23 protein-coding genes are annotated in these 20,215 nt (G+C 58.2%); 10 read left to right on the forward strand and 13 right to left on the reverse strand.

Annotated features, from left to right (window positions below; all coding sequences use genetic code 11):
• The first annotated feature begins 10 nt into the window (after positions 1-10).
• The 3 genes from H3L94_RS07060 to H3L94_RS07070 are packed head-to-tail and all read left to right on the forward strand — an operon-like array spanning position 11 to position 3,467.
• Positions 11-1,279, forward strand: coding sequence for a paraquat-inducible protein A (locus tag H3L94_RS07060; RefSeq protein ID WP_182123129.1), 1,269 nt, complete (start codon positions 11-13; stop codon positions 1,277-1,279).
• A gap of 29 nt (positions 1,280-1,308) precedes the next feature.
• Positions 1,309-2,937 carry an intermembrane transport protein PqiB gene (gene pqiB, locus H3L94_RS07065; RefSeq protein ID WP_182121439.1) on the forward strand — a complete coding sequence of 543 codons (1,629 nt, stop codon included), beginning with the start codon at positions 1,309-1,311 and terminating at the stop codon, positions 2,935-2,937.
• Positions 2,937-3,467: a PqiC family protein gene (locus H3L94_RS07070; RefSeq protein ID WP_182121440.1), complete on the forward strand. Its 531-nt coding sequence runs from the start codon at positions 2,937-2,939 to the stop codon at positions 3,465-3,467. The genes pqiB and H3L94_RS07070 overlap by 1 nt, the downstream gene beginning before the upstream one ends.
• Positions 3,468-3,497: 30 nt before the next feature.
• On the opposite strand, the gene H3L94_RS07075 is transcribed toward H3L94_RS07070, so the two are convergent.
• Positions 3,498-4,270, reverse strand: a protein-coding gene (locus tag H3L94_RS07075; RefSeq protein ID WP_182121441.1) for an IS5 family transposase whose coding sequence is annotated in 2 segments (ribosomal slippage) — positions 3,498-3,916 and positions 3,916-4,270 — 774 coding nt in all. Because the reading frame shifts where the segments join, the coding sequence is not laid out codon by codon here.
• A gap of 483 nt (positions 4,271-4,753) precedes the next feature.
• Between H3L94_RS07075 and H3L94_RS07080 the strand changes: the two genes are divergently transcribed.
• Positions 4,754-6,649, forward strand: coding sequence for a 3'-5' exonuclease (locus tag H3L94_RS07080; protein ID WP_280525478.1), 1,896 nt, complete (start codon positions 4,754-4,756; stop codon positions 6,647-6,649).
• 39 nt (positions 6,650-6,688) lie between these two features.
• Positions 6,689-7,525, forward strand: coding sequence for a tryptophan synthase subunit alpha (trpA, locus tag H3L94_RS07085; protein ID WP_182121443.1), 837 nt, complete (start codon positions 6,689-6,691; stop codon positions 7,523-7,525).
• A gap of 393 nt (positions 7,526-7,918) precedes the next feature.
• On the opposite strand, the gene H3L94_RS12870 is transcribed toward trpA, so the two are convergent.
• Positions 7,919-8,065, reverse strand: coding sequence for a lipoprotein signal peptidase (locus H3L94_RS12870; RefSeq protein ID WP_342355405.1), 147 nt, complete (start codon positions 8,063-8,065; stop codon positions 7,919-7,921).
• A gap of 158 nt (positions 8,066-8,223) precedes the next feature.
• Between H3L94_RS12870 and accD the strand changes: the two genes are divergently transcribed.
• From accD to H3L94_RS07100, 4 genes are all read left to right on the forward strand, one after another.
• Entirely contained in the window at positions 8,224-9,087 is an 864-nt protein-coding gene (gene accD / locus H3L94_RS07090) for an acetyl-CoA carboxylase, carboxyltransferase subunit beta (protein ID WP_009118484.1), read from the forward strand.
• Positions 9,088-9,180: 93 nt separating this feature from the next.
• Positions 9,181-9,357, forward strand: a complete 177-nt coding sequence (locus H3L94_RS07095) for a hypothetical protein (protein WP_182121444.1) — start codon at positions 9,181-9,183, stop codon at positions 9,355-9,357.
• Between the two features lie 5 nt (positions 9,358-9,362).
• On the forward strand, positions 9,363-9,587 hold the full coding sequence (locus H3L94_RS12505) for an ATP-dependent exonuclease (protein ID WP_425325911.1): 225 nt from the start codon (positions 9,363-9,365) through the stop codon (positions 9,585-9,587).
• Positions 9,527-10,342: a PDDEXK family nuclease gene (locus tag H3L94_RS07100; RefSeq protein WP_182121445.1), complete on the forward strand. Its 816-nt coding sequence runs from the start codon at positions 9,527-9,529 to the stop codon at positions 10,340-10,342. Before H3L94_RS12505 ends, H3L94_RS07100 begins: the two co-directional genes overlap by 61 nt.
• 62 nt (positions 10,343-10,404) lie before the next feature.
• Here the strand turns inward: H3L94_RS07100 and H3L94_RS07105 are convergent, their stop codons facing one another.
• The 8 genes from H3L94_RS07105 to H3L94_RS07140 all read right to left on the reverse strand — a co-directional run bounded on the left by H3L94_RS07105 (position 10,405) and on the right by H3L94_RS07140 (position 16,761).
• A complete protein-coding gene (locus H3L94_RS07105; protein WP_182121446.1) occupies positions 10,405-11,292 on the reverse strand; it encodes a radical SAM protein in 888 nt (295 codons plus the stop codon).
• Between the two features lie 107 nt (positions 11,293-11,399).
• On the reverse strand, positions 11,400-12,041 hold the full coding sequence (gene leuD / locus H3L94_RS07110) for a 3-isopropylmalate dehydratase small subunit (protein ID WP_040660092.1): 642 nt from the start codon (positions 12,039-12,041) through the stop codon (positions 11,400-11,402).
• A 118-nt stretch (positions 12,042-12,159) separates the two neighbouring features.
• Positions 12,160-12,348: a hypothetical protein gene (locus H3L94_RS07115; RefSeq protein ID WP_182121447.1), complete on the reverse strand. Its 189-nt coding sequence runs from the start codon at positions 12,346-12,348 to the stop codon at positions 12,160-12,162.
• Between the two features lie 167 nt (positions 12,349-12,515).
• The gene (gene leuC / locus H3L94_RS07120) at positions 12,516-13,925 is read right to left on the reverse strand and encodes a 3-isopropylmalate dehydratase large subunit (RefSeq protein ID WP_182121448.1); all 1,410 of its coding nucleotides are present in this window, start codon (positions 13,923-13,925) and stop codon (positions 12,516-12,518) included.
• 197 nt (positions 13,926-14,122) lie between these two features.
• A complete protein-coding gene (locus tag H3L94_RS07125) occupies positions 14,123-14,506 on the reverse strand; it encodes a tautomerase family protein (protein ID WP_182121449.1) in 384 nt (127 codons plus the stop codon).
• 18 nt (positions 14,507-14,524) lie between these two features.
• Positions 14,525-15,547, reverse strand: coding sequence for a pseudouridine synthase (locus H3L94_RS07130; RefSeq protein WP_182121450.1), 1,023 nt, complete (start codon positions 15,545-15,547; stop codon positions 14,525-14,527).
• A gap of 135 nt (positions 15,548-15,682) precedes the next feature.
• Positions 15,683-16,294, reverse strand: a complete 612-nt coding sequence (gene scpB / locus H3L94_RS07135) for an SMC-Scp complex subunit ScpB (protein ID WP_182121451.1) — start codon at positions 16,292-16,294, stop codon at positions 15,683-15,685.
• A 122-nt stretch (positions 16,295-16,416) separates the two neighbouring features.
• Positions 16,417-16,761 (reverse strand): YraN family protein, encoded by a 345-nt coding sequence (locus H3L94_RS07140; protein ID WP_182121452.1) that lies wholly within the window; start codon positions 16,759-16,761, stop codon positions 16,417-16,419.
• Between the two features lie 52 nt (positions 16,762-16,813).
• Here H3L94_RS07140 and rsmI point away from each other — a divergent pair, with 52 nt between their 5' ends.
• Positions 16,814-17,689, forward strand: a complete 876-nt coding sequence (gene rsmI, locus H3L94_RS07145; protein ID WP_182121453.1) for a 16S rRNA (cytidine(1402)-2'-O)-methyltransferase — start codon at positions 16,814-16,816, stop codon at positions 17,687-17,689.
• 608 nt (positions 17,690-18,297) lie between these two features.
• Here the strand turns inward: rsmI and cas2 are convergent.
• The 3 genes from cas2 to cas1c all read right to left on the reverse strand — a co-directional run bounded on the left by cas2 (position 18,298) and on the right by cas1c (position 20,172).
• Positions 18,298-18,591: a CRISPR-associated endonuclease Cas2 gene (gene cas2 / locus H3L94_RS07150; RefSeq protein WP_182121454.1), complete on the reverse strand. Its 294-nt coding sequence runs from the start codon at positions 18,589-18,591 to the stop codon at positions 18,298-18,300.
• Positions 18,592-18,661: 70 nt separating this feature from the next.
• A complete protein-coding gene (locus H3L94_RS07155) occupies positions 18,662-19,054 on the reverse strand; it encodes a VOC family protein (RefSeq protein ID WP_182121455.1) in 393 nt (130 codons plus the stop codon).
• A 104-nt stretch (positions 19,055-19,158) separates the two neighbouring features.
• Positions 19,159-20,172 (reverse strand): type I-C CRISPR-associated endonuclease Cas1c, encoded by a 1,014-nt coding sequence (gene cas1c, locus H3L94_RS07160; RefSeq protein ID WP_182121456.1) that lies wholly within the window; start codon positions 20,170-20,172, stop codon positions 19,159-19,161.
• Positions 20,173-20,215: the final 43 nt, after the last annotated feature.

The following is a 20,215-nucleotide window of genomic DNA, read 5'->3' on the forward strand; positions in this document are numbered from 1 at the left end:
CCGGGCCACCATGCGCGCGCACCCGCTCAACTGCCACTCCTGCGGCCTGCGTTTGGATATTCCGCCGCTCACGCAGGGCAAAGCCGCGTTTTGCCCGCGCTGCGGCCATCCCTTGGCGCGCGTGGAAGCCAACCCCTTTATGCTGCCGCCGGCGCTGGCGCTCGCTTCGCTCACCGTGCTGTATTTGGTGTTCAGCCAGCTGTTTATGCACCTGACCATGCCGCGCAGCAGCATTTATCTCACCCTGCCCGAAATGATGCGGGTGTTGGTGGTGCAGGAATTCGGCTTTCTGGCCGAAGTGATGTTTGCCCTCACCTTCGGTTCTCCGTTGGTTTTCTGCCTGCTGTGTCTTTATGTGTACGGCGCGCTGCTGCTCAACCGCCCGCTGCCCTTTCTGCTCGCCGCCACCCGTGCGCTGGTGCGCCTGCGCGGCTGGATGATGGTGGACGTGTTTTTTATTTCCGCGCTGGTGGCCTACATCAAATTGAGCAGCATCGCCACCGTGCATTTCGGCCCCGCTTTTTGGCTGATGTTCGTGCTCTCCGTGCTGCTGATCCGCACCGCCCAATCGGTGCCCGAACATTGGGTGTACTACCAAATCCGCCGCCTCAACGGCCAGCGGATGCCGCCGCAGATCGAAGGCGAATCGCTCAATTGCAGCAAATGCCTGTACGACCGGCCGGCAAATGAAGAGCATTGCGGCATCTGCGGCTCTGCGCTCTACCGCCGCCGTCCTTACAGCCTCGGTTTGAGCACCGCCTTCCTGCTGGCCGCCGTGATTCTCTACTTTCCGGCCAATCTGATGGTGATGATGGTATCCTCCAACCCCACCGCGGTGGAGATCAGCACCATCTTGAGCGGCATCATTTATATGTGGGACAAAGGCGACCGCGTGATTGCCGCCATCATTTTCAGCGCCAGCATCATGGTGCCGGTATTGAAAATCCTGGCCATGGCGGTGTTGATCGTGTCGGCCCGCTACCGGCTGCTGATGCCGCCGCAGAAACTGGCCGCGCTCTACCGCATCACCGAAGCCGTCGGCCGCTGGTCGATGATCGATATTTTCGTCATCGTGATGCTGATGTCCACTTTCCGCACCCATCTGGCCCGCGTCGTGCCCGGCGAAGCCGCCGTCTTTTTCTGCCTGGTGGTGCTGTTAACCATGCTGTCGGCTCACTTTTTCGACCCCCGCCTGTTGTGGGACAAAGCCCGCCACGCACACAAGCCCGCCCAAGCGGCCTCCCAGCATCCGTCCGAGACCGCCGAACAGGCTACCTGAAACCGCGCCCGCCTCACGAGTTTCCGAACATGAACCACACACCTCCCCAAGCCCGCATCCGCCGCAACAGCACCTTTTCCTTTATGGTGTGGCTGATCCCCCTCATCGCCCTGCTCACCGGCGCCTGGCTGTATATGCAGCACCTGCGCCAAACCGGCCCCGAGATCACGCTGCATCTGGCCGACGCCGACGGCATCGAAGTGGACAACACCGTCATCAAAGTGCTCAACGTCAACGTCGGCCGCATCACCGCCATCCACCTGCGCCCAGACGGCCAAGGCGTGGAACTCACCGCCCGCCTCAATGCCGATGCCAAAGACATGATGCGCAAAGACACCCAGTTTTGGATTGTCAAACCGCGTGTCGATTCCGGTGGCATCACCGGCTTGGGCACCTTGGTTTCCGGCTCCTACATCGCCTTCGTGCCCGGCAAAAGCGAAGAAACCGCAGACACTTTTCAGGTAGCCGATTTCCCGCCGGTAGCGGCCTTCGGCAAAAGCGGCCTGCGCCTGCGCCTCAAAGGCAGCAGCGACAAAATCCTCAGCAGCGGCAGTCCCGTCACCTACCGCAACATCAGCGTGGGCAGCGTGGAAAGCGCCGATTTCGACCCGGTAAGCAAAACCGTTGCCTACCAAATTTACATCCACAGCCCCAACGAAGCGCTGATCGGCAACAACGTCCGCTTCTGGCTGCAAAGCGGCATCAATGTCGAACTCGGCGGCAGCGGCGTCAAAATCGACACCCCTTCCCTGCCCGCCCTGATTTCCGGCGCCATCGCCTTTGAAGAGCCCGCCGGCGGCGGCAAAGGCAGCCCGGTCGGCAACAACACCCTGTTCACCCTCTACCCCAGCCGCGCCGAAGTGGACAATCTGCCCGAAGCACGCTCCCTCTATTACGTGGTCTTCTTCAAAGACAGCATCCGCGGCCTCAGCATTGATGCCCCCGTCGAATACAAAGGCATCCCCATCGGCACCGTCAGCGAAGTGCCGTATTTCGAGCGCAACGACAGCCTCAGCCTGTTCGACAAAGGCTGGATTCCCGTGCGCATCCGCATCGACCCCGCCCGCCTCGAAATGAACGCCGACAGCCAAAGCCAAGAAGCCTGGCGCGACCAAATCGACCGCGCCCTGAGGCGCGGCCTCACCGCCACCCTCTCCAGCAACAATCTGCTCACCGGCAGCCTGTATGTGGAACTGGCCGACGCCCCCGGCGCACAAAACACCCTCAAACCCGCCGCCAGCTACCGCGGCGACACCGTCATCGCCAGCCGCACCGGCGGCGGCCTCGGCGAGTTGCAACAACAGCTCTCCGCCCTGCTCGACAAATTCAACCGTCTGCCGCTCGAAAAAACCGTGGGTGAACTCAACGGCAGCCTGGCCGAGTTGAAAGCCACCCTGCGCCAAGCCAACCAACTGCTCGGCAAACCGCAAACCCAGCAGATTCCGGCCGAGCTCAACCGCACCCTGGCCGAACTGCGCACCACCCTGCAGGGCATCTCCCCGCAATCGCCCGTTTACGGCGATGTGCAAAACACCCTGCGCCAAATCGACCGCACCCTGCGCGACGCCTCGCCGATACTCAACACCCTGAAAGAACAACCCAACGCCCTGATTTTCAATTCAGACACCGTTGATCCCACCCCGAAAGGAAGCCGCTGATGCCGCGCCCTCCCCTACTCGCCGCCTGCCTGACCGCCGCCCTACTGGCCGCCTGCGCCGCCACTCCGCCAGCTCACTACTACACCCTGCCCGACAGCGCCTATCTCCCGCCTGCCGGCCGCAACGGCCCCGCCACCGCCGTACAAATCATCTTAGCCGCCCCCTTGGATCAGGGCGGATTGGTCTATCAAACCGACGCCCTGCAGCTCAATTTCGCCCGTCAAAACCTGTGGGCCGCCCCGCTGGAGCAAAGCCTCGCCGCCGCCTTCAGCAACCGCCTCAACCGCAGCGGCAGCGGCCTCTATGCCCCACACACCCGCCAGCACGGCGCACAAGTGCTGAAAATCTACATCGAGCAATTCCAAGGCACTTACCACGGCCACACCGTCGTCAGCGGCTACGCCCAATGGCCCGACGGCCGCACTCGCCCCTTCGACATCCGCACCCCGCAGCAGGGCGACGGCTACCCCGCCATGGTCGAATCACTCTCGCAAGGCATCGAACGCGCGGCCGACGCCATCCGGCCTTAAGCCGGCATCCCTGCTAGGCCGAATCGACATTCAACCCACCCACAAGGTAATTGATGCGAGATAGAGGAAAGCCAGGAAGTGAGAGGGCTTGCGGTCAAAACGAGTGGCGATGCGGCGGAACTGCTTGAGCCTGGCAAAGCAACGCTCGATGCGATTGCGTAGCCGGTAGCGTGCTTTGTCGTAGGCACGCGGCTGCTGGCAGCTGCGAGGCGGGATCACCGCCTGGGCGCCGAGCGACTGGATCAGCGCCACCAGTTGCCGGCTGTCATAGCCTTTGTCGGCCAAGACGTACTTGGGCTTGAACCCGGCCAGCAGCGCTGGGGCTTGCGTGATGTCGTTACGCTGGCCGCCAGTGAGGATGAATCGCACCGGTCGGCCCTGGCCATCTGTCGCCATGTGGATCTTCGTGCTCAGACCTCCTCGGCAACGCCCCAGAGCCGGGTGTGCCGCCCCCCTTTTCCGGTCGCCGCCTGTGCGTGCGCCCGGACAATGCTGCTGTCGATCATCAGATACTCGTTGCTTCGATCCTGAATCAGGGACTGGAACACCAGCTCCCAGATACCCTTGGCCGCCCAGCGGGTGAAGCGCTTGTGCACGCTCTTGTAGGCTCCGTAGCGCGTGGGCAGATCGCTCCAGCGCGCCCCGGAGCGCAACACCCACAGCACGCCATTGACGAAGCTGCGGTTGTCCGCTGCCGTACGCCCGGGGTCACCGGCCTTGCCTGGGAGCAGATCTTCGATCCGCTCCCATTGGGTTTGGGTTAATTCGTAGCGGCGGGGCCGCGGATGCTTGGTCTTGGTCATCCGCCAAAGATACCAGATGAATGTCGATTCGGCCTAGGGCGTGTCGTTATCATGCTAGCGAAGCGGTTTTTTAGCTTCGCAAGTCCGCTACGCTACCGAGGCAAAATCTGCAGCTGCCAGGCTTACTCGAAGAAGGCGGTTTGGCACGCTTCGCTAGTCAAACCAGCCAGCGCAGCAAGATGGGACATCTTGCGAGCATTTTCTGCGTCCCCTTGGAGGATAACGCCGCAGATGCGGGTTTTGACCAAAAATACCGCCGCAACGCTTGGTGACGACACGCCCTAAGCACGCCAAAGGCTACCTGAAACCCCTTTTCAGGTAGCCTTTCGCTGCCGGAAAGCGTATCCTACGCCCCTCGCAAACCGGATGCTTTTCCCGGCACAGCGACTCATCCGACACCGCAAACCACCGTCCCCCTCGTCCTAACCACACATCCAAATGGCCCAATTCATTCCCCCACTGAACGAAACAACACTCAAAAACATGGACACCGCAGGAGAAAGGCGGGTGGCCAGATTTTTACAAACCCATTTGGACGACAACTGCCTGGTCTGGTACAACACACCCGCAGGAAAACAACGGCTGTACGCCGACTTCATCATTCTGATGCCCGATAAAGGCTTGCTGTGCTTGGAAGTGAAAGATTGGAATATTTTCAAGCTCAAGCTGGCCGAGCTGAACCGGGACACATGGAAAGTGCTGATCGAAGGCAGTTTGAAACAAATTGTCTTCAAAGCCCCTTTAGAACAAGCCCGCAGCTATGTCCACAATATTGTGAACCTGCTTAAGAAAGACGAACGCCTGCAACAAGACGAAGGCCGCCACATCGGCAATCTGCGCTTTCCCTACGCCTATGGCGCCGTATTTACCGGCTTTTCCTATCCCGATATCTGCCAACGCATCCAAGCCGACAGCCTGAATGCCGTTCTGCCCCGCCACCTCGCCCTTTACCAAGACGATTTGAAAGAAAAAAACCGTGCCAGCGTACTCAAGCGCCTGCACGGCATGTTTGAACACCCCTTTCCCTGCTCCTTGAGCCAGAAAGAAATCAACCTGATTCGCTGGTATCTGTTCCCCGAAATCCGCATCAATACCCCGCAGCAGCTCAGTCTGTTGGACGGCACAGACGATACGCCCCCTGCCACGCAGCTTGAGCCCGCCGCCAAACCGATTACCGTCACCGCCGACATGATCAAAATCATGGATGTGCAACAAGAACAGCTCGCCCGCAGCATGGGGGGCGGTCACCGAGTCATCCACGGCGTGGCCGGTTCCGGCAAAACCCTGATCTTGGGCGTTCGTGCTGCTTATTTGGCCGAGCAAACCGACAAGCCGATTTTGATTTTGTGTTACAACGCCGCCTTATGCGCCAAACTGCGTGCCGTGATGGCGGAAAAAGGCGTGGCCGACCAGGTTCAAGTACACACCTTCCACAGTTGGTGCAGCGCCTTGGTCAAACAGCACGGCATCAACCTGCTACCTGAAGAACGAAAACTGCCTTACTACAAAGGCACGGAATTGGCTGCCATCCGCGCCGTGCGTGACGATCTAATTACCGCCGACCACCGCTACGGCGCCGTGTTAATCGATGAAGGGCACGATTTTGATGCCGATTGGCTGCAAACGGCCGTCCGCATGACCGACGAGCAACAAAACCTGCTGCTGCTTTATGACGATGCCCAAGCCATTTATCAAAACGGCAACCGCCTCGGCTTCAGCCTGAAAAGCGTCGGCATCCAAGCCCGCGGCCGCACCAGCATCCTGCGCCTGAATTACCGTAACACCAAAGAAATCATCGGCTTTGCCTATCTATTTTCCCAAAACAAAATACAGCCCCGTGACGGCGGAGAAGACGGCATTCCATTGCTCGAGCCCGAAGCCGCCGGCGACAACGGCCTGTCCCCCTTCGTCCGCGCCTGCGACTCTTGGCAGGGAGAACTGGCATTCTTAGGCGAACGGCTGGATAAATGGCGCGCCGAAGCCTATCCCTTAAGCAACATCGCCATTCTCTGCCACACCTCTGCCCAATGCAACGATGTGTGCGCCTTGTTAAAATCCAAAAACATCCCCTGCCAAGCCTTACAGAACCCATCTGCCCGTCGCCGCTACCAGCCGGATCAAGAAGCCGTGACCGTGTGCACCATGCACAGCAGCAAAGGCTTGGAATTCCAACGCGTGATGCTGATGGGCGCAGGCTACCTGAAAGACAAAACCACCCGCGACCAAACCGAAAGCACCCGCCTGCTGTACGTCGCCATGACACGCGCCCAAGCCTATCTGATGATCACCGTATCGGGAGACAATGCCCTGGCCGCCAAACTACTGGACACTTTCCGTCAGTGGCGCGCCATGCAGACAGCTGCCATCCCGCCAAACTGATCTCTTGACAGCCTCCCGCCTAACAACACCCATAGCACCATGACCACTATCCAACACACTTTCCAACAACTCAACGGCCGCCCAGCACTGATTACCTACATCACCGCCGGCGACCCCGATCTAGACACCACCCTGCAGCTGATGCACAGCCTGGCCGATAACGGTGCCGACATCATCGAATTGGGCGTTCCCTTCTCCGACCCGATGGCCGACGGCCCCACCATCCAGCGCGCCGCCGAGCGTGCTTTGGCGCAAGGCGTGTCCCTACGCGACGTGCTTGCCCTCACCGCCCGCTTCCGCGAACGCAACCGCCACACCCCCGTGGTGCTGATGGGCTACCTGAATCCCATCCACAAAATGGGTTATGCCGACTTCGCCCGAGCCGCCGCCGAAGCCGGCGTCAACGGCGTGCTCACCGTAGACAGCCCCATCGAAACCATCGCCCCGCTTCACCGCGAACTGCGCGCCCAAGACCTCGACACCATTTTCCTCGTCGCGCCCACCACCGGCGAGGCGCGCATGGCCGAAATCGGCCGGCTGGCCGGCGGCTTCGTGTATTACGTTTCTCTCAAAGGCGTTACCGGCTCCGCCGCACTGGATACCGCAGACGTGGCCGCCAAATTGGCCGTACTGCGCCGCCACATCCATATCCCCATCGGCGTGGGCTTCGGCATCAACGACGCCGACAGCGCCCGCCAAATCGCCGCCGTGGCCGATGCCGTCATCATCGGCAGCCGCATCGTCAAAGAAATCGAAACCCATCCCGGCCGAGAAGCCGCAGCCGTCGGTGCTTTGGTGCACGGTTTGAAGGCCGCCATAGCCGGCGCTCTGCCTCCCAAGGCCGATTCCCGCGCATCCGCAAGAGATGCCGAATGACACATCGAATCACCTTGCCCTCGCTGATGACATTACTGTTGGCCACCTACAGGCAGAACGGTGCCGCTACGCCCAACGCTTAGCCGGCCGAAGAGCAAGCGCGCTTACGCCCGTCTTTCGTGCAAGAGTGTGCCACACAATTCTCCGCCCGATGCCAAGCGCCATACCCAGGAAGTGGAAGCCATGGGCCGTGACATTTTGGAAAACGGCCTCCAAACCTGCCCGCCGCCGGATGACTGACAGCAGCGCAGCGATGGGGCGGCAGCAGGCAGCAAGCTCCCCCGATACCGCCATCATGGCCAGCCTCCACCCCCCATCTTTACCGAAGCAATCTGTACGCAAAGATTGAGTAAAGTGCCCAAGCAGACTATCATAACGCTTTTGCGTCCGCTTTCAGGTAGCCTGAGACCTTTGCAAAACCCTCAGATGTGGATGCAGTTCAAGGCGTAGCAGCACAGCGAACGCAGACATATCATGAAGATAGGCAAGCGAGCGAGCAGCGCACAACGCAGAAATGCGCCGCAGATGGGGATTTTGCAAAGGTCTCAGCCAGTATGGCGTTTCTTGCTGCCTGTGGCTGCCAACGTCAGCGACGGCCGAAGCGCTCGGCAACACGCCCAAACCATCACAACAGGCAGCCCGGCCAGACACTGTGCAACGGCCGTGCCCTACCCATCCGCATCCTTAAGGAGCAAGCCATGAGTTGGCTAGACAAAATCCTCCCCCCAAAAATCAAACGCGACGACAACGGCAAATCCGGCATTCCCGAAGGCCTGTGGCGCAAATGCCCCGCCTGCGGCGAAGTGCTCTACGCCACCGACCTGCAGCAAAACCACCAAGTGTGCCCCAAATGCAGCCACCATACCCCGCTGAGCGCACGCGAACGCCTCAACCTGCTGCTCGACGAACACGGCCGTGAAGAAATCGGCGCCGGCGTCAAACCCAGCGACATCCTGAAATTTAAAGACAGCAAAAAATACCCCGACCGCCTGAGCGCCGCCCGCAAAGACACCGGCGAAGACGATGCCTTGGTGGTGATGAAAGGCGAAATCCACGGTCAAGCCGCCGTGGTGGCCGCCTTCGAATTCCGCTTTATCGGCGGCTCGATGGGCTCGGTAGTGGGCGAGCGCTTCGTGCGCGGCGTGCGCGCAGCGGCAGATAACAACGCCGCCTTCATCTGCGTGGCCGCATCCGGCGGCGCCCGCATGCAAGAAGGCCTCAACTCACTGATGCAGATGAGCAAAACCAGCGCCGCCCTACACCTTTTGGCCGACAAGCAGCTGCCCTTTATCTCCGTGCTCACCGATCCCACCATGGGCGGCGTCTCCGCCAGCTTTGCCTTCCTTGGCGACGTGGTGCTGGCCGAACCCAATGCTCTGATCGGTTTTGCCGGCCCGCGCGTGATCGAGCAGACCGTGCGCGAAACATTGCCCGAAGGCTTCCAGCGCGCCGAGTTTCTGCTGGAAAAAGGCGCCATCGACCAAATCGTGGATCGCCGAGAAATGAAGGCCCGCATCGCCAAACTCATCTGCCTGCTGCGTAATCAAAACATCGCCGCCTAAAATACCATTCAGGGCTACCTGAAAACCGTGCGTTTTCAGGTAGCCCTGAATTATTCGCCCCATCAAAACACCGAAACCGAAAAGAATCATCACATGGGTATTTACCGCTGCAACCAATGCGGAACCGTAGCCGAACATCCCTACCAGCAAGGCATGGGGCAAATTGCCTGCGCCCGTTGCCAGCATCCAGTTTCCGTTTACGATACCGTCTTTTTTGTGCAGAAACTATTAGAGCGCTATTTGGCAACTGCCCGCGAACTCAAAGCCTGAGACCTTTGCAAAACCCCCATCTGCGGCGCATTTCTGCGTTGTGCGCTGCTCGCTCACTTGCCTATCTATATGATATGTCTGTCCCACAGGGATTCCTGGCGTTCACGTTCACTGCGCTGCTACGCCTTGAACTGCATCCACATCTGGAGGTTTTGCAAAGGTCTCAGCCTTGCAAGAATCAGAAGCTGAAGAATCCAATTCCGAAGCACCGGAAAACACGGCTTTGTTAAACGTCGATATCCACAATACCAGCATGTTGGCCACGCCCGAGCAACATTTTCCGCTGGCCTCTTGGTTCTCTTCGAAAAATATCAAGCCTGTGTTTGACTATGCCGCAGTAGACATGAGCGGCTACTTCGATGAGGCGGCTCAAGCACTGGCCAACCCTTATGCCGACCATAAAGACCTGCTGGGCCGAATCAACTGGGCTTACCGCAACAAACATGCCGGCTTGAACATCGACTTATCCAAAATGCCGCAAAAAGCAGCCCAATCACTCAACAAACTCTGCCGGGAATTTTACAGCCACAGCCTGTTTGGCAGTTACTTTTATCAAAAGCAAGACAAAATCATCCGCCTCAAGTTGCAAAAAGCCTCGGCCATTGAAAAATTCTTCAATGGCGCATGGCTCGAATGGTGGGCACTTGGCAGTCTGTTGAATGAAATGAAAAAATGTGAATCTCACACTTTTTCGTGTGCCCGCGGTGTGAAAATCGAATTTGGCAACGCCGATGTTCACGAGCTGGATGTTGTCTGGCTCACCAAAGGCAAGCAACCTGTGGTGGTGGAATGCAAATCGGGCGAGTTCCGCCGCGATATCGACAAATACATTCGCCTCAAACAACGTTTAGACTTGCCGGCCGCACAATTCATCGTTTTGGCCATCGATTTGGAAGACAATCAATGCAATGCTTTGAGCAGCATGTATGACATCACATTTGTCAACTTGAACAATTTCCTCCCCCATATCCAAAAGCTAATTTGACAGCAGGCTACCTGAAAATTTTCAGGTAGCCTGTCTTGCGCTTCAAACACCGGCCTAAAAGCTTACAATCCCCGCAGCCATTCCGGCCGCAAACCGGCCTGTTCGGGCGCGGCGATGGCGGCGTGTACTTGGGCCAGCAGGGCTTCTTTGTCGCGGTTGAGCCGGCCTTTGAGCACCAGATAATTGGAAGCGTGGTCGCTGCGGAACACGGTATTGTGCAGTTGTAGCTGCGACAAAAACAACGCCATTTCTTTCATCAGCCCCACGGTATCCGGCAGTTCGAAATCGGGGTAGCCGCTGCGCAAGCGCGCTTCGCCCATGGGAAAAGACACCACCAAGGTGGAGAGGTACTCGGGCTGGGTATCATTCATCAAACGGGCCGAGTTCAGCGCGTGCTGCTCGCTCAAACGGGTGCCGCCCAGGCCGTTGAGGATCATCACCGAGCGGGTGATGCCGGCGGCGCCGAGTTTCAGCAAGGCTTCGCGTGACGAGGCATAAGTCTCGCCCTTGTTCACCAAGCGCAATACTTCGTCGTCGCCCGATTCGCAGCCCACATACACCATTTTCAGGCCCGCCGCCGCCAGCACCGCCAAATCGTCGGCGCTTTTGTTGTGCGTGTTGCGCGGCAGGCAGTAGGCGGAAATGCGCTCGACCTGCGGCAGATGGCGCTTGACCGCTTCGAGCACTGCCAGCAGGCGGCGCGGCGAGAGCGCCATGGCGTCGCCGTCGGCCAGAAACACGCGCCGCACCGGCAGCCTGGCCTCGGCCACGCGCAACAAATCGGCTTCGATTTCGTCTTGGCTGCGCACGCGGAATTTTTTCTGCGGCGCGGTGTACATCTCGCAAAAGGTGCACCGGTTCCACGAGCAGCCGTTGGTCACCGGCAAAATCAGCGAACGCGCCTCGCTGGGCGGACGGAACACCGGTTCGATATAGTGGATGGGGTACATAGACAAATTATTGTTTTGAATAATGGAAAATCAGCATAGATTGCCGACCAAAGGCTACCTGAAGCCAAGTTTCAGGTAGCCTTTGTGATGCAGGGCCAGCGCGGCTGTCAGGCCTGAAACAGCCAAGGCTGGCTTTGGCGGCGGTTTGCCTCGAAGGCCCGGATCTCGTCTGCATGCTGCAGGGTGAGGCCGATTTCGTCCAAGCCGTTGAGCAGGCAGTGTTTGCGGTGCTCGGTGATGTCGAAGGGGAAGGATTCGCCGCTAGGCGTGGTCACGGTTTGCTGCGCCAAATCCACTTGTAGGCGGTAGCCTTCTTGGGCTTCGGTTTCACGGAAGAGCTGTTCGACGGTTTCTTCGCTCAAAACAATGGGCAGCAGGCCGTTTTTATAGCAGTTGTTGAAGAAAATATCGGCGAAAGAAGGCGCAATCACGGCGCGGAAGCCGTAGTCGTCCAAGGCCCACGGGGCGTGTTCGCGCGAGGAGCCGCAGCCGAAATTTTTGCGGGTGAGCAGGATTTGCGCACCTTGGTAGCGCGGTTGGTTAAGCGAAAAATCGGGATTCAGCGGACGTTTGCTATTGTCCATGCCCGGCTCGCCGTGATCCAGATAGCGCCATTCGTCAAAAGCGTTCGGGCCGAAGCCGGCGCGTTTGATCGATTTCAGAAACTGCTTGGGAATGATGGCGTCGGTGTCCACATTGGCGCGGTCGAGCGGCGCCACCAGGCCGTTGAGGGTAGTGAAAGCTTTCATAGTGGTTGTATGGTTGCGGGAAAAATGGAAAAAAGGCTGCCTGAAATGAGACAGCCGCTGAATCGGGGAAGCCGTTCGGGGCGCTTCGCGCACCAGACCGAACGGCCTCATGCAAAGTTTATTGGCTGATTTCCTGCAGTTTGTCGCCGGTGTTGCTCAGGCCTTCGCCTACGGCGCGACCGCCGGCTTTAACCGCATCACCGGTTTTCTCTACGTTGCGCGAAGTGTCTTCTTTCACGCCGTGCCAAGTGCTGGAACAGGCGGCCAAAGCGAAGGCGGCGGCAACAAACATCAGATATTTTTTCATCTTGACTCCTTTCGGTCGGTATCAACAAACAACACATGACAACCATCATGCGCGGCTCATTATCGTTGAAAACGGCGGTCAGGCAGCCCCATTTAGCGGAACTTTACGGTCTGCCCGCCACATCGGGCTACCTGAAAACCGCTCCGGTCATTCCGACCGGCGGCCAATCACATCAGGGTGCGCACGTCGGTAAAGTGGCCGGCCACGGCGGCGGCGGCGGCCATGGCCGGGCTCACCAAATGGGTGCGGCCGCCATTGCCTTGCCGGCCCTCGAAGTTGCGATTGGACGTGGAGGCACAGCGCTCCTGCGGGGCCAGGCGGTCGGCGTTCATGGCCAAACACATGGAGCAGCCCGGCTCGCGCCATTCGAAACCGGCTTCGGTGAAGATTTTGTCCAGGCCTTCTTGTTCCGCCTGCGCTTTCACCAGACCGGAACCGGGCACCACCAGCACGCGGTTGACATTGGCGGCTTTTTTGCGGCCTTTCGCCACGGCGGCGGCTTCGCGCAAATCTTCGATGCGGCTGTTGGTGCAGGAACCGATAAACACCACGTCCACGGCAATGTCCTGCACCGGCGTGTCGGCGCTCAAGCCCATGTATTTCAGGGCGCGCTCCATGCCTTCGCGTTTGACCGGATCGCTTTCCAAGGCCGGGTTCGGCACCTTGCCGTTGACGTCCAGCACCATCTCCGGCGATGTGCCCCAGGTCACCTGCGGTTCGATGTCTTCGCCTTTGAGGCGCACCACTTTATCGAATTCGGCGCCGGGATCGGACACCAAGGTGCGCCAGTAGGCCACGGCGGCCTCCCATTGTTCGCCTTTAGGGGCGAAGGGTTTGTCTTTCACATAATCAATGGTTTTGTCGTCCACCGCCACCATGCCGGAGCGGGCGCCGGCTTCGATGGCCATATTGCACAGCGTCATGCGCCCTTCCATCGACAGGCTCCGAATGGCCTCGCCGCCAAACTCGATGGCGTAGCCGGTGCCGCCGGCGGTGCCGATTTGGCCGATGATGTATAACGCCACGTCTTTGGCGGTGATGCCGGGCTTGAGGCTACCTGAAACCTCGATTAGCATGGATTGGGACTTTTTGGCGGTGATGCACTGGGTGGCCATCACATGTTCCACTTCGGAAGTACCGATGCCGTGCGCCAGTGCGCCGAACGCGCCGTGGGTGGAGGTGTGCGAGTCGCCGCACACCACGGTCATGCCCGGCAGGGTGGCGCCCTGCTCCGGCCCCATCACATGCACAATGCCTTGCCCTTGGTCTTTAAACGGGAAGTACGCCAGGGCGCCGAATTCTTTGATGTTGGCGTCTAAGGTGTCCACTTGCAGTTTGGAAATCGGGTCTTTGATGCCTTCGTCCCAATGGTCGGTGGGGGTGTTGTGGTCGGCGGTGGACACCACGCTGTCCACCCGCCACAGCTTGCGCCCGGCCATTTTCAGGCCTTCGAAGGCCTGCGGGCTGGTGACTTCGTGCACCAGATGGCGGTCGATATACAGCAATACGGTGCCGTCTTCTTCTTCGCGGACCACATGGCTGTTCCAGAGTTTGTCGTAAAGGGTTTGTGCGCTCATGGTTGTGTTGCTTCTAAACAATCGTCGTGTGAAACGGGAAAACGGCGGCTATTATGCTTGCGCTTTAGACAAAGGGCAAGCTGTTTTGTCTAAAAATCGCCAAGCAGCTCGCCTTATATCAGAGTAAGGAGTAAATTTATAGACAATGTGTCTAATTTCTGTATTTAGGCTACCTGAAACAAGCCCTTTCAGTCATCTTAAAGATCCAAACGGTAATTCAGTTTTACTTCATCTCCAGTCATGCCGCGAAATCCCCAACAGGTTTTTGGCTGTACCAATACGGTGATTTCCACGTCCTGCGGACTCAACGCCAGCTCTTGCTCAAAACGCCGGAAAATTTCATGGATCAGCCGTTTGATCGTTTCCGTACTGCGCCCCTCCATCAGATGGATTTCAATCTGGGTGAACCGTGCGGAACGGTCTGCAGGAAAGATGAAATCTTCGCTCGGCAGAGGAAAAAAGCGCTGGAAACGCTTATCGTCCGGCAACTGTAATACCGCTGTCAGGCAGTCGTGGAGCACATCCGACATACGCGCTTTGACCGGATTCAGCTGCTCGGCCAAGCCATAAACTTTAATCATCAAACTCTCTTTTCATACTCAACGGCGCCGTTTGTCGCCCGGCAAACGCATATCGGCCCAGCGCATCACGCCGGCCACTTCCGCCGGATTGAGCTCGTAAAACTGGCCGCGCTTCAGGCGGTTGGGCAGGCCGATGGGGCCGAAACCCACGCGCACCAAGCGGCTCACGGTAAGACCCTGGCTCTCGAAGATGCGGCGCACTTCGCGGTTGCGGCCCTCTTTGATGACCACGTTGTACCACTTGTTCGCACCTTCGCCGCCCTGTTCCTGAATGCGCTCCAGCACCGCCAAACCGTCGTCCAACATCACGCCCTCGCCGGTCAGCATGCGCATCTGCTCCACGCTCAATTCTCCGAGCACGCGCACCGCATATTCGCGCTCCACCTCGAAACTGGGGTGGGCGAAGCGGTTTACCAACTCGCCGGAAGTCGTGAGAATCAAGAGGCCGCTGGTGTTGATATCCAAACGGCCGATGGCCACCCAGCGGCTGCTCGCGGCCTGCGGCAAACGGTCGAACACGCTCACGCGCCCCTGCGGGTCGTCGCGCGACACAATCTCGCCTTCCTGCTTGTAATAGAGAATGATGCGCGGCAGGCGGTCGGGCCATTTCAGTTTGATCACATTGCCTTTCACCACCACTTGGTCTTCGGGCGATACTTTGTCGCCCAATTGGGCGGTTTTGCCGTTTACCGTCACCAAACCCTGCTCGATCCAAGCCTCCATCTCGCGGCGCGAGCCGACGCCGGAAGCCGCCAGCGCTTTTTGCAGACGCACCGGCTCGATGCTGTCCAAATTGCTGCGCTGCTCTTTCAAATCGCGGGCACGCTCCATGATTTTTTGGTTCGGATTGCGCACCACCAACTTTTTCGCCTTGGCCACCCGGGTTTTCGGCGCCGCCACTGCTTCTTGCTGTGCGGCTTGGCGCGCAGGCTTGCCTTTCGGGCTACCTGAAAGGTTTTTCTTGGCCGCCGGCCGGCCGGCCGGCTTGCTTCGGCCGCCGTCGCGCCATTCGCGCTTGCTGGTGGGGGACGTTTTTTTCATGGTGGAACTCCTAACTCGTGATCAACGGTTCTTCTGCGGCTGTTTGCGGCAGGATAAAAAGCGGCTGCGGGCGGGTTTTTGATGCAACGCCCGCCCGCAACCGACATCAAACTGATTTTTCGGCCCAAGCGGTTTTCAGGTAGCCTCTGGGCCGGCATCGGATACGCTCTCTTCCGCCTCTTTTTCTGCTTCTCCCGCAGGCAGTTCGGCCAGCTCGGGCAACACCAATTCGCCCAATTCGGTTAAGGGCGGCAGCTCGTTGAGGCTTTCCAAACGCAAATCGCTGAGAAACACCGCAGTGGTGGCCCACAAAGCCGGCCGGCCGATGGAATCGCGGTGGCCGATGACTTCGATCCAGCCGCGCTCCTGCAGGGTTTGCATCACATTTTGCGACACCGCCACCCCGCGGATAGCTTCGATGTCGCCACGGGTAACCGGCTGCTGATAGGCAATAATGGCCAGGGTTTCCATCACCGCCCGCGAATAGCGCGGCGTGCGCTGCTCCTGCAGGCTGCCCAAACGCTCAAACGCGGCAGGGGCTACCTGAAAACGCCAACCTTCATGGGTATGCACCAATGCCAAAGCGCGGCTTTGCCAGCGGGTTTTCAGCACGGCCAACACATCAATCAGCTTATCGGCCGACAACGGCGGCTCGCACAATTCGCGCATGGCTTTTTCGCCGAGCGGCTCGGCCTGGGTGAGCAGCGCGGCTTCGATCAGGGCGTCGGGCGGGAGTTTGTCTGTCATCGTGCGGCGGGGAAGATTTTAAAGGGACGAAAAGGGCGGAATTATAAAGCTTTTTGCCTTGAAGCGTGTCATCAGCAAGCTTGCCTCGCCCGATTTTGCCGATTCTTGCACATGGCATCTGTTCAGACACCGATGTTTTTCAGCCATTGAGGCGGGCCGTTGCCGTCTAACAGCACCGCGTCCAAGCGGCAATCGGCATGCGGTGCGTGCTGTTGCAGCCAGGCTTCTGCGCTGCGCGACAGTTTGGCCAGCTTGGCCGGCGTGATGCTGGCCGCCGCCCCGCCAAAGGCTTGGCCGCTGCGCTGCCGCACTTCGACAAACAGCACCGTCTGCCCTTCCTGCGCGATGATGTCGATCTCGCCGTAGCGGCAATGCCAGTTGCGCGCCAGAATGCGGCAGCCGCAGCGTTTCAGGTAGCCGCAAGCCGCTTCTTCCGCTGCTTGCGCACGGGGATGGTTGAGCCGCATCAGCCCTCCTTTCATGATATAGTCCGCACCGTTTTCACCATTCTGCAAAACCATGTGGCAAAAAATTCTGGATAAGGCGGCCGGCCAAATCGCGCCCGGCACCCTGTATGTGACCGCCACCCCCATCGGCAATCTGGCCGACATCAGCCTGCGCGCACTGGCGGTATTGCGGCGGGCAGACCTCATCTGCGCAGAAGACACGCGCGTCAGCCAACAGCTCTTGGGCGCCTACGGCATTCAGGCCAAGCTGCTGAGCGTGCGCGAACACAACGAGCGGCAGATGACGGAACGGGTGATCGCCGCGCTGGCTGAAGGGCTGGTGGTGGCGCAGATTTCCGATGCCGGCACGCCGGCGGTGTGCGATCCGGGCGCGAAGCTGGTGCAGGGGGTACGCGCCGCAGGTTTTTCCGCCGTGCCGGTGGCCGGCGCCAGCGCAGTGATGGCTGCTCTCAGCGTGGCCGGCGTGACCCGGCCGGATTTCTATTTCGCCGGTTTTCTGCCGCCCAAAAGCAGCGAGCGCCAGCGGCGCTTGGCCGAATGGCGGGAAGTGCCCTATGCCGTGGTCATGTTTGAAACGCCGCACCGCATCGAAGCCACTTTGGCCGAGATGGCCGCCGCTTTTCCGGAGCGCCAACTGGTGCTCGGCCGCGAAATCAGCAAAACATTTGAAACCTTCCTCAGCGGCAGCGTGGCCGATGTGCAGGCGCAAGTAGCCGCCGATGCCAACCAAAGCCGCGGCGAAATGGTGTTGGTGCTACACCCGCCGCTTGAGCGCACCGAACAGGCGCTCACGCCGCAGGCCAAGCACATCATGCAGCTGCTGGCCGCCGAACTGCCACCCAAAAAGGCCGCCGCCCTAGCCGCCGAAATCAGCGGTACGCACAAAAAAGATTTGTACGATTGGTTATTGCAACAAAAAGCGGATTAATCGTGTATCGCCGGTATCGGCAATATCCATCCGCAAAGCAAACCTTGCCTGCAAACTTTGGCAGAATACCGCAAGTGATACGGTACAGATAGCCGTCAACTGCCAACAATCCAATGTTCTTTGTATCACAAGCTTTGTCGAGCAAGGCATATTCTACAGGTATGTTCTGCATCCGCTCCACCGGACTTGGGTACACCGTTTTGCTTTTATCTGCCTCGTTATTTCCACACGCAGCTGGCATGGGTGCTGAATTTTTTGTTTCAACACACAGCCGCCCGAAGGCGGCTGATATGTTTGAAACCTTTAATGACTACTCGGGACAGTTTCAACACACAGCCGCCCGAAGGCGGCTGACTGCGGGGTGTTGCGGGCATTGTGTTGGGCAATCGTTTCAACACACAGCCGCCCGAAGGCGGCTGATTCGTTCTCAGAAACCTTTATCCATCAAGGCTTGCTTAGCCCTGATTCGCTAAAGCCTCCCGAAAACGCGAAAAGCAGTATAACACAGCCTTATTCCGCCACACCCGCTTTCCTAATTTCCTGATTGTTAAAAAACAATCCCGCATCGCTAACCTCCCCGCATTTTCATGAGAACCACGGGTCAGCGATCACACAATCAGCGTATCTTGAAACACATCCACCGCCGCCTTCGCGCCATGATGCTCCACCTTGCCCCGCCATTTGCTGCCCAGATGGTAAAAGCGCAGGCTGTCGGTTTCGGGCTGGTAAGTGTCCAATAATTTGGCTTTCAGTTTTACCCACTGATCCGGCGTTACGTCGCACTCGAATACTGAATATTGCACGCGCACGCCGTAGTCCAAGCAATGCTTGGCTATGCGTCGCAGCCTCGCCTGCCCATCTGCGTCTTCCAGCGAAATATCATAAGTAATCAACATCAGCATGGTATTTCCCTTTTATTTTTCAGACCGGCATTACAGGCTACCTGAAAATCCCACCCCTTCCTTATCCAAACTATCCTTCGTAAACATGCCATTCCGTTACCGTAATAAAATAGCCGTCAGGGTCGCGGAAAGAAAATTCCTGCTTGCGGGAATTGGGGTTTTGATGAATATCTTCTTCAATCGCCCAGCCGATTTTTTCAAGATTATTCCTAATGATTTGCCAATCAGCCGTTCTGAAATAAAGCAGTAAACCGTTACCTGCCGTGATATTCCGATTGATCATGGTCGGATGGCCGTCCGCTTCCCAAGCGTGCAGACAAAGAACAATATCGTTTTCCGGCGTGGCCAATATCGCAAAATAATTGTCGCCGTCGTGCACATTATTAAAACCAAAAACATTGCCATACCAATCTGCGCTGGCTGCAACATCTTTTACCGCAATTATCGGGTCAAGCTTTATCATATCGTCATCTCCTTATTTATCCGCATGAACCAAAAACCAATAAATGTTCAGAGGGCCTCAATAGTCTACCTGAAAGGCCGTCTGAAAATTCCTGTCTGAAAAACTCAACGCATCAAAAACGGCGGATATTCCGCCAAATCCCCGCGCAGATGGCGTGCCAGCAGCATCGCCTGAATATACGGCAACAGGCCGATTTCCACTTCTTCCTGCAAAAACGGATGGATAATCTTCTCCTGCTTTTTCGCCTGCAAGGCCTGAAAAACCAGCTTGCGCGCCTCGGGTTTGATATTCACCGCGCCGCTGGCCTCATGCACAAAATCCTGCGGCTTGATTTGCCCGCGGTTAATCAGGGAAAGCACCAACCTGTCCACCCACCACGCGCGGAACTCTTCCAAAATATCCTGCGCCAAACTGTCGCGCCCCGGCCGGTCGGCATGCAGAAAACCCACCTGCGGATCCAAGCCCACGCCCTGCAACGCCCCGCTGATATCCTTGCCCAGCACCGCATACAGAAAAGACAACAGCGCATTCACCCCATCGCGCGGCGGACGGCGGTTGCGACCGTCAAAATCAAAACCGCTTTTCTCCGCAAGCAAATGCCGGAACACCCCGAAATAACGCGCCGCCGCATCGCCCTCAATCCCGCGCACCTTGTCCAAACACTCCGCCCGCTTCAACTGCTGCAAACTAAAATTCAACGCCGTTACCGCCGCCAACACCTCCGCATGCTCGCCATGATTGCGCAAACGCCGCTGCAACACCCGCTTGGCAGACTGAATCTTCGCCGCAATAATATGTCGCGCAATCGGCACGGGATTCTGCTCCGACAGCCGATACTGCGCCCGCCGCAGCAACACATTACCACTCTGCCTCCCCTGCAAACGCCCCAAAAACCGTCCGTTTTCGGTAAAAAACGCCAGATTCACATTGTTTTCACCGCAAAACCCCATCAAAAACGGCGACACCAGCACATTGCCGAAACAAAAAATATGCCCGATCGCATGCACCGGCAACTGCGCCACCTTCTTGCGCTCCTGCTCCACCACCAGCGTTTCCCGCTCCTTATGCAGATAACTGCCTTGGGTAGTGATATAGAGCGTGTTTTGCAGCTTGCGCATGGCCTGAAAAACTCCTTGAATTTTGACCGCACTTTTTGAGGTT

The sequence above is a fragment of the Neisseria shayeganii genome (genome assembly GCF_014054965.1).
Taxonomy (GTDB): Bacteria; Pseudomonadota; Gammaproteobacteria; order Burkholderiales; family Neisseriaceae; genus Eikenella; species Eikenella shayeganii.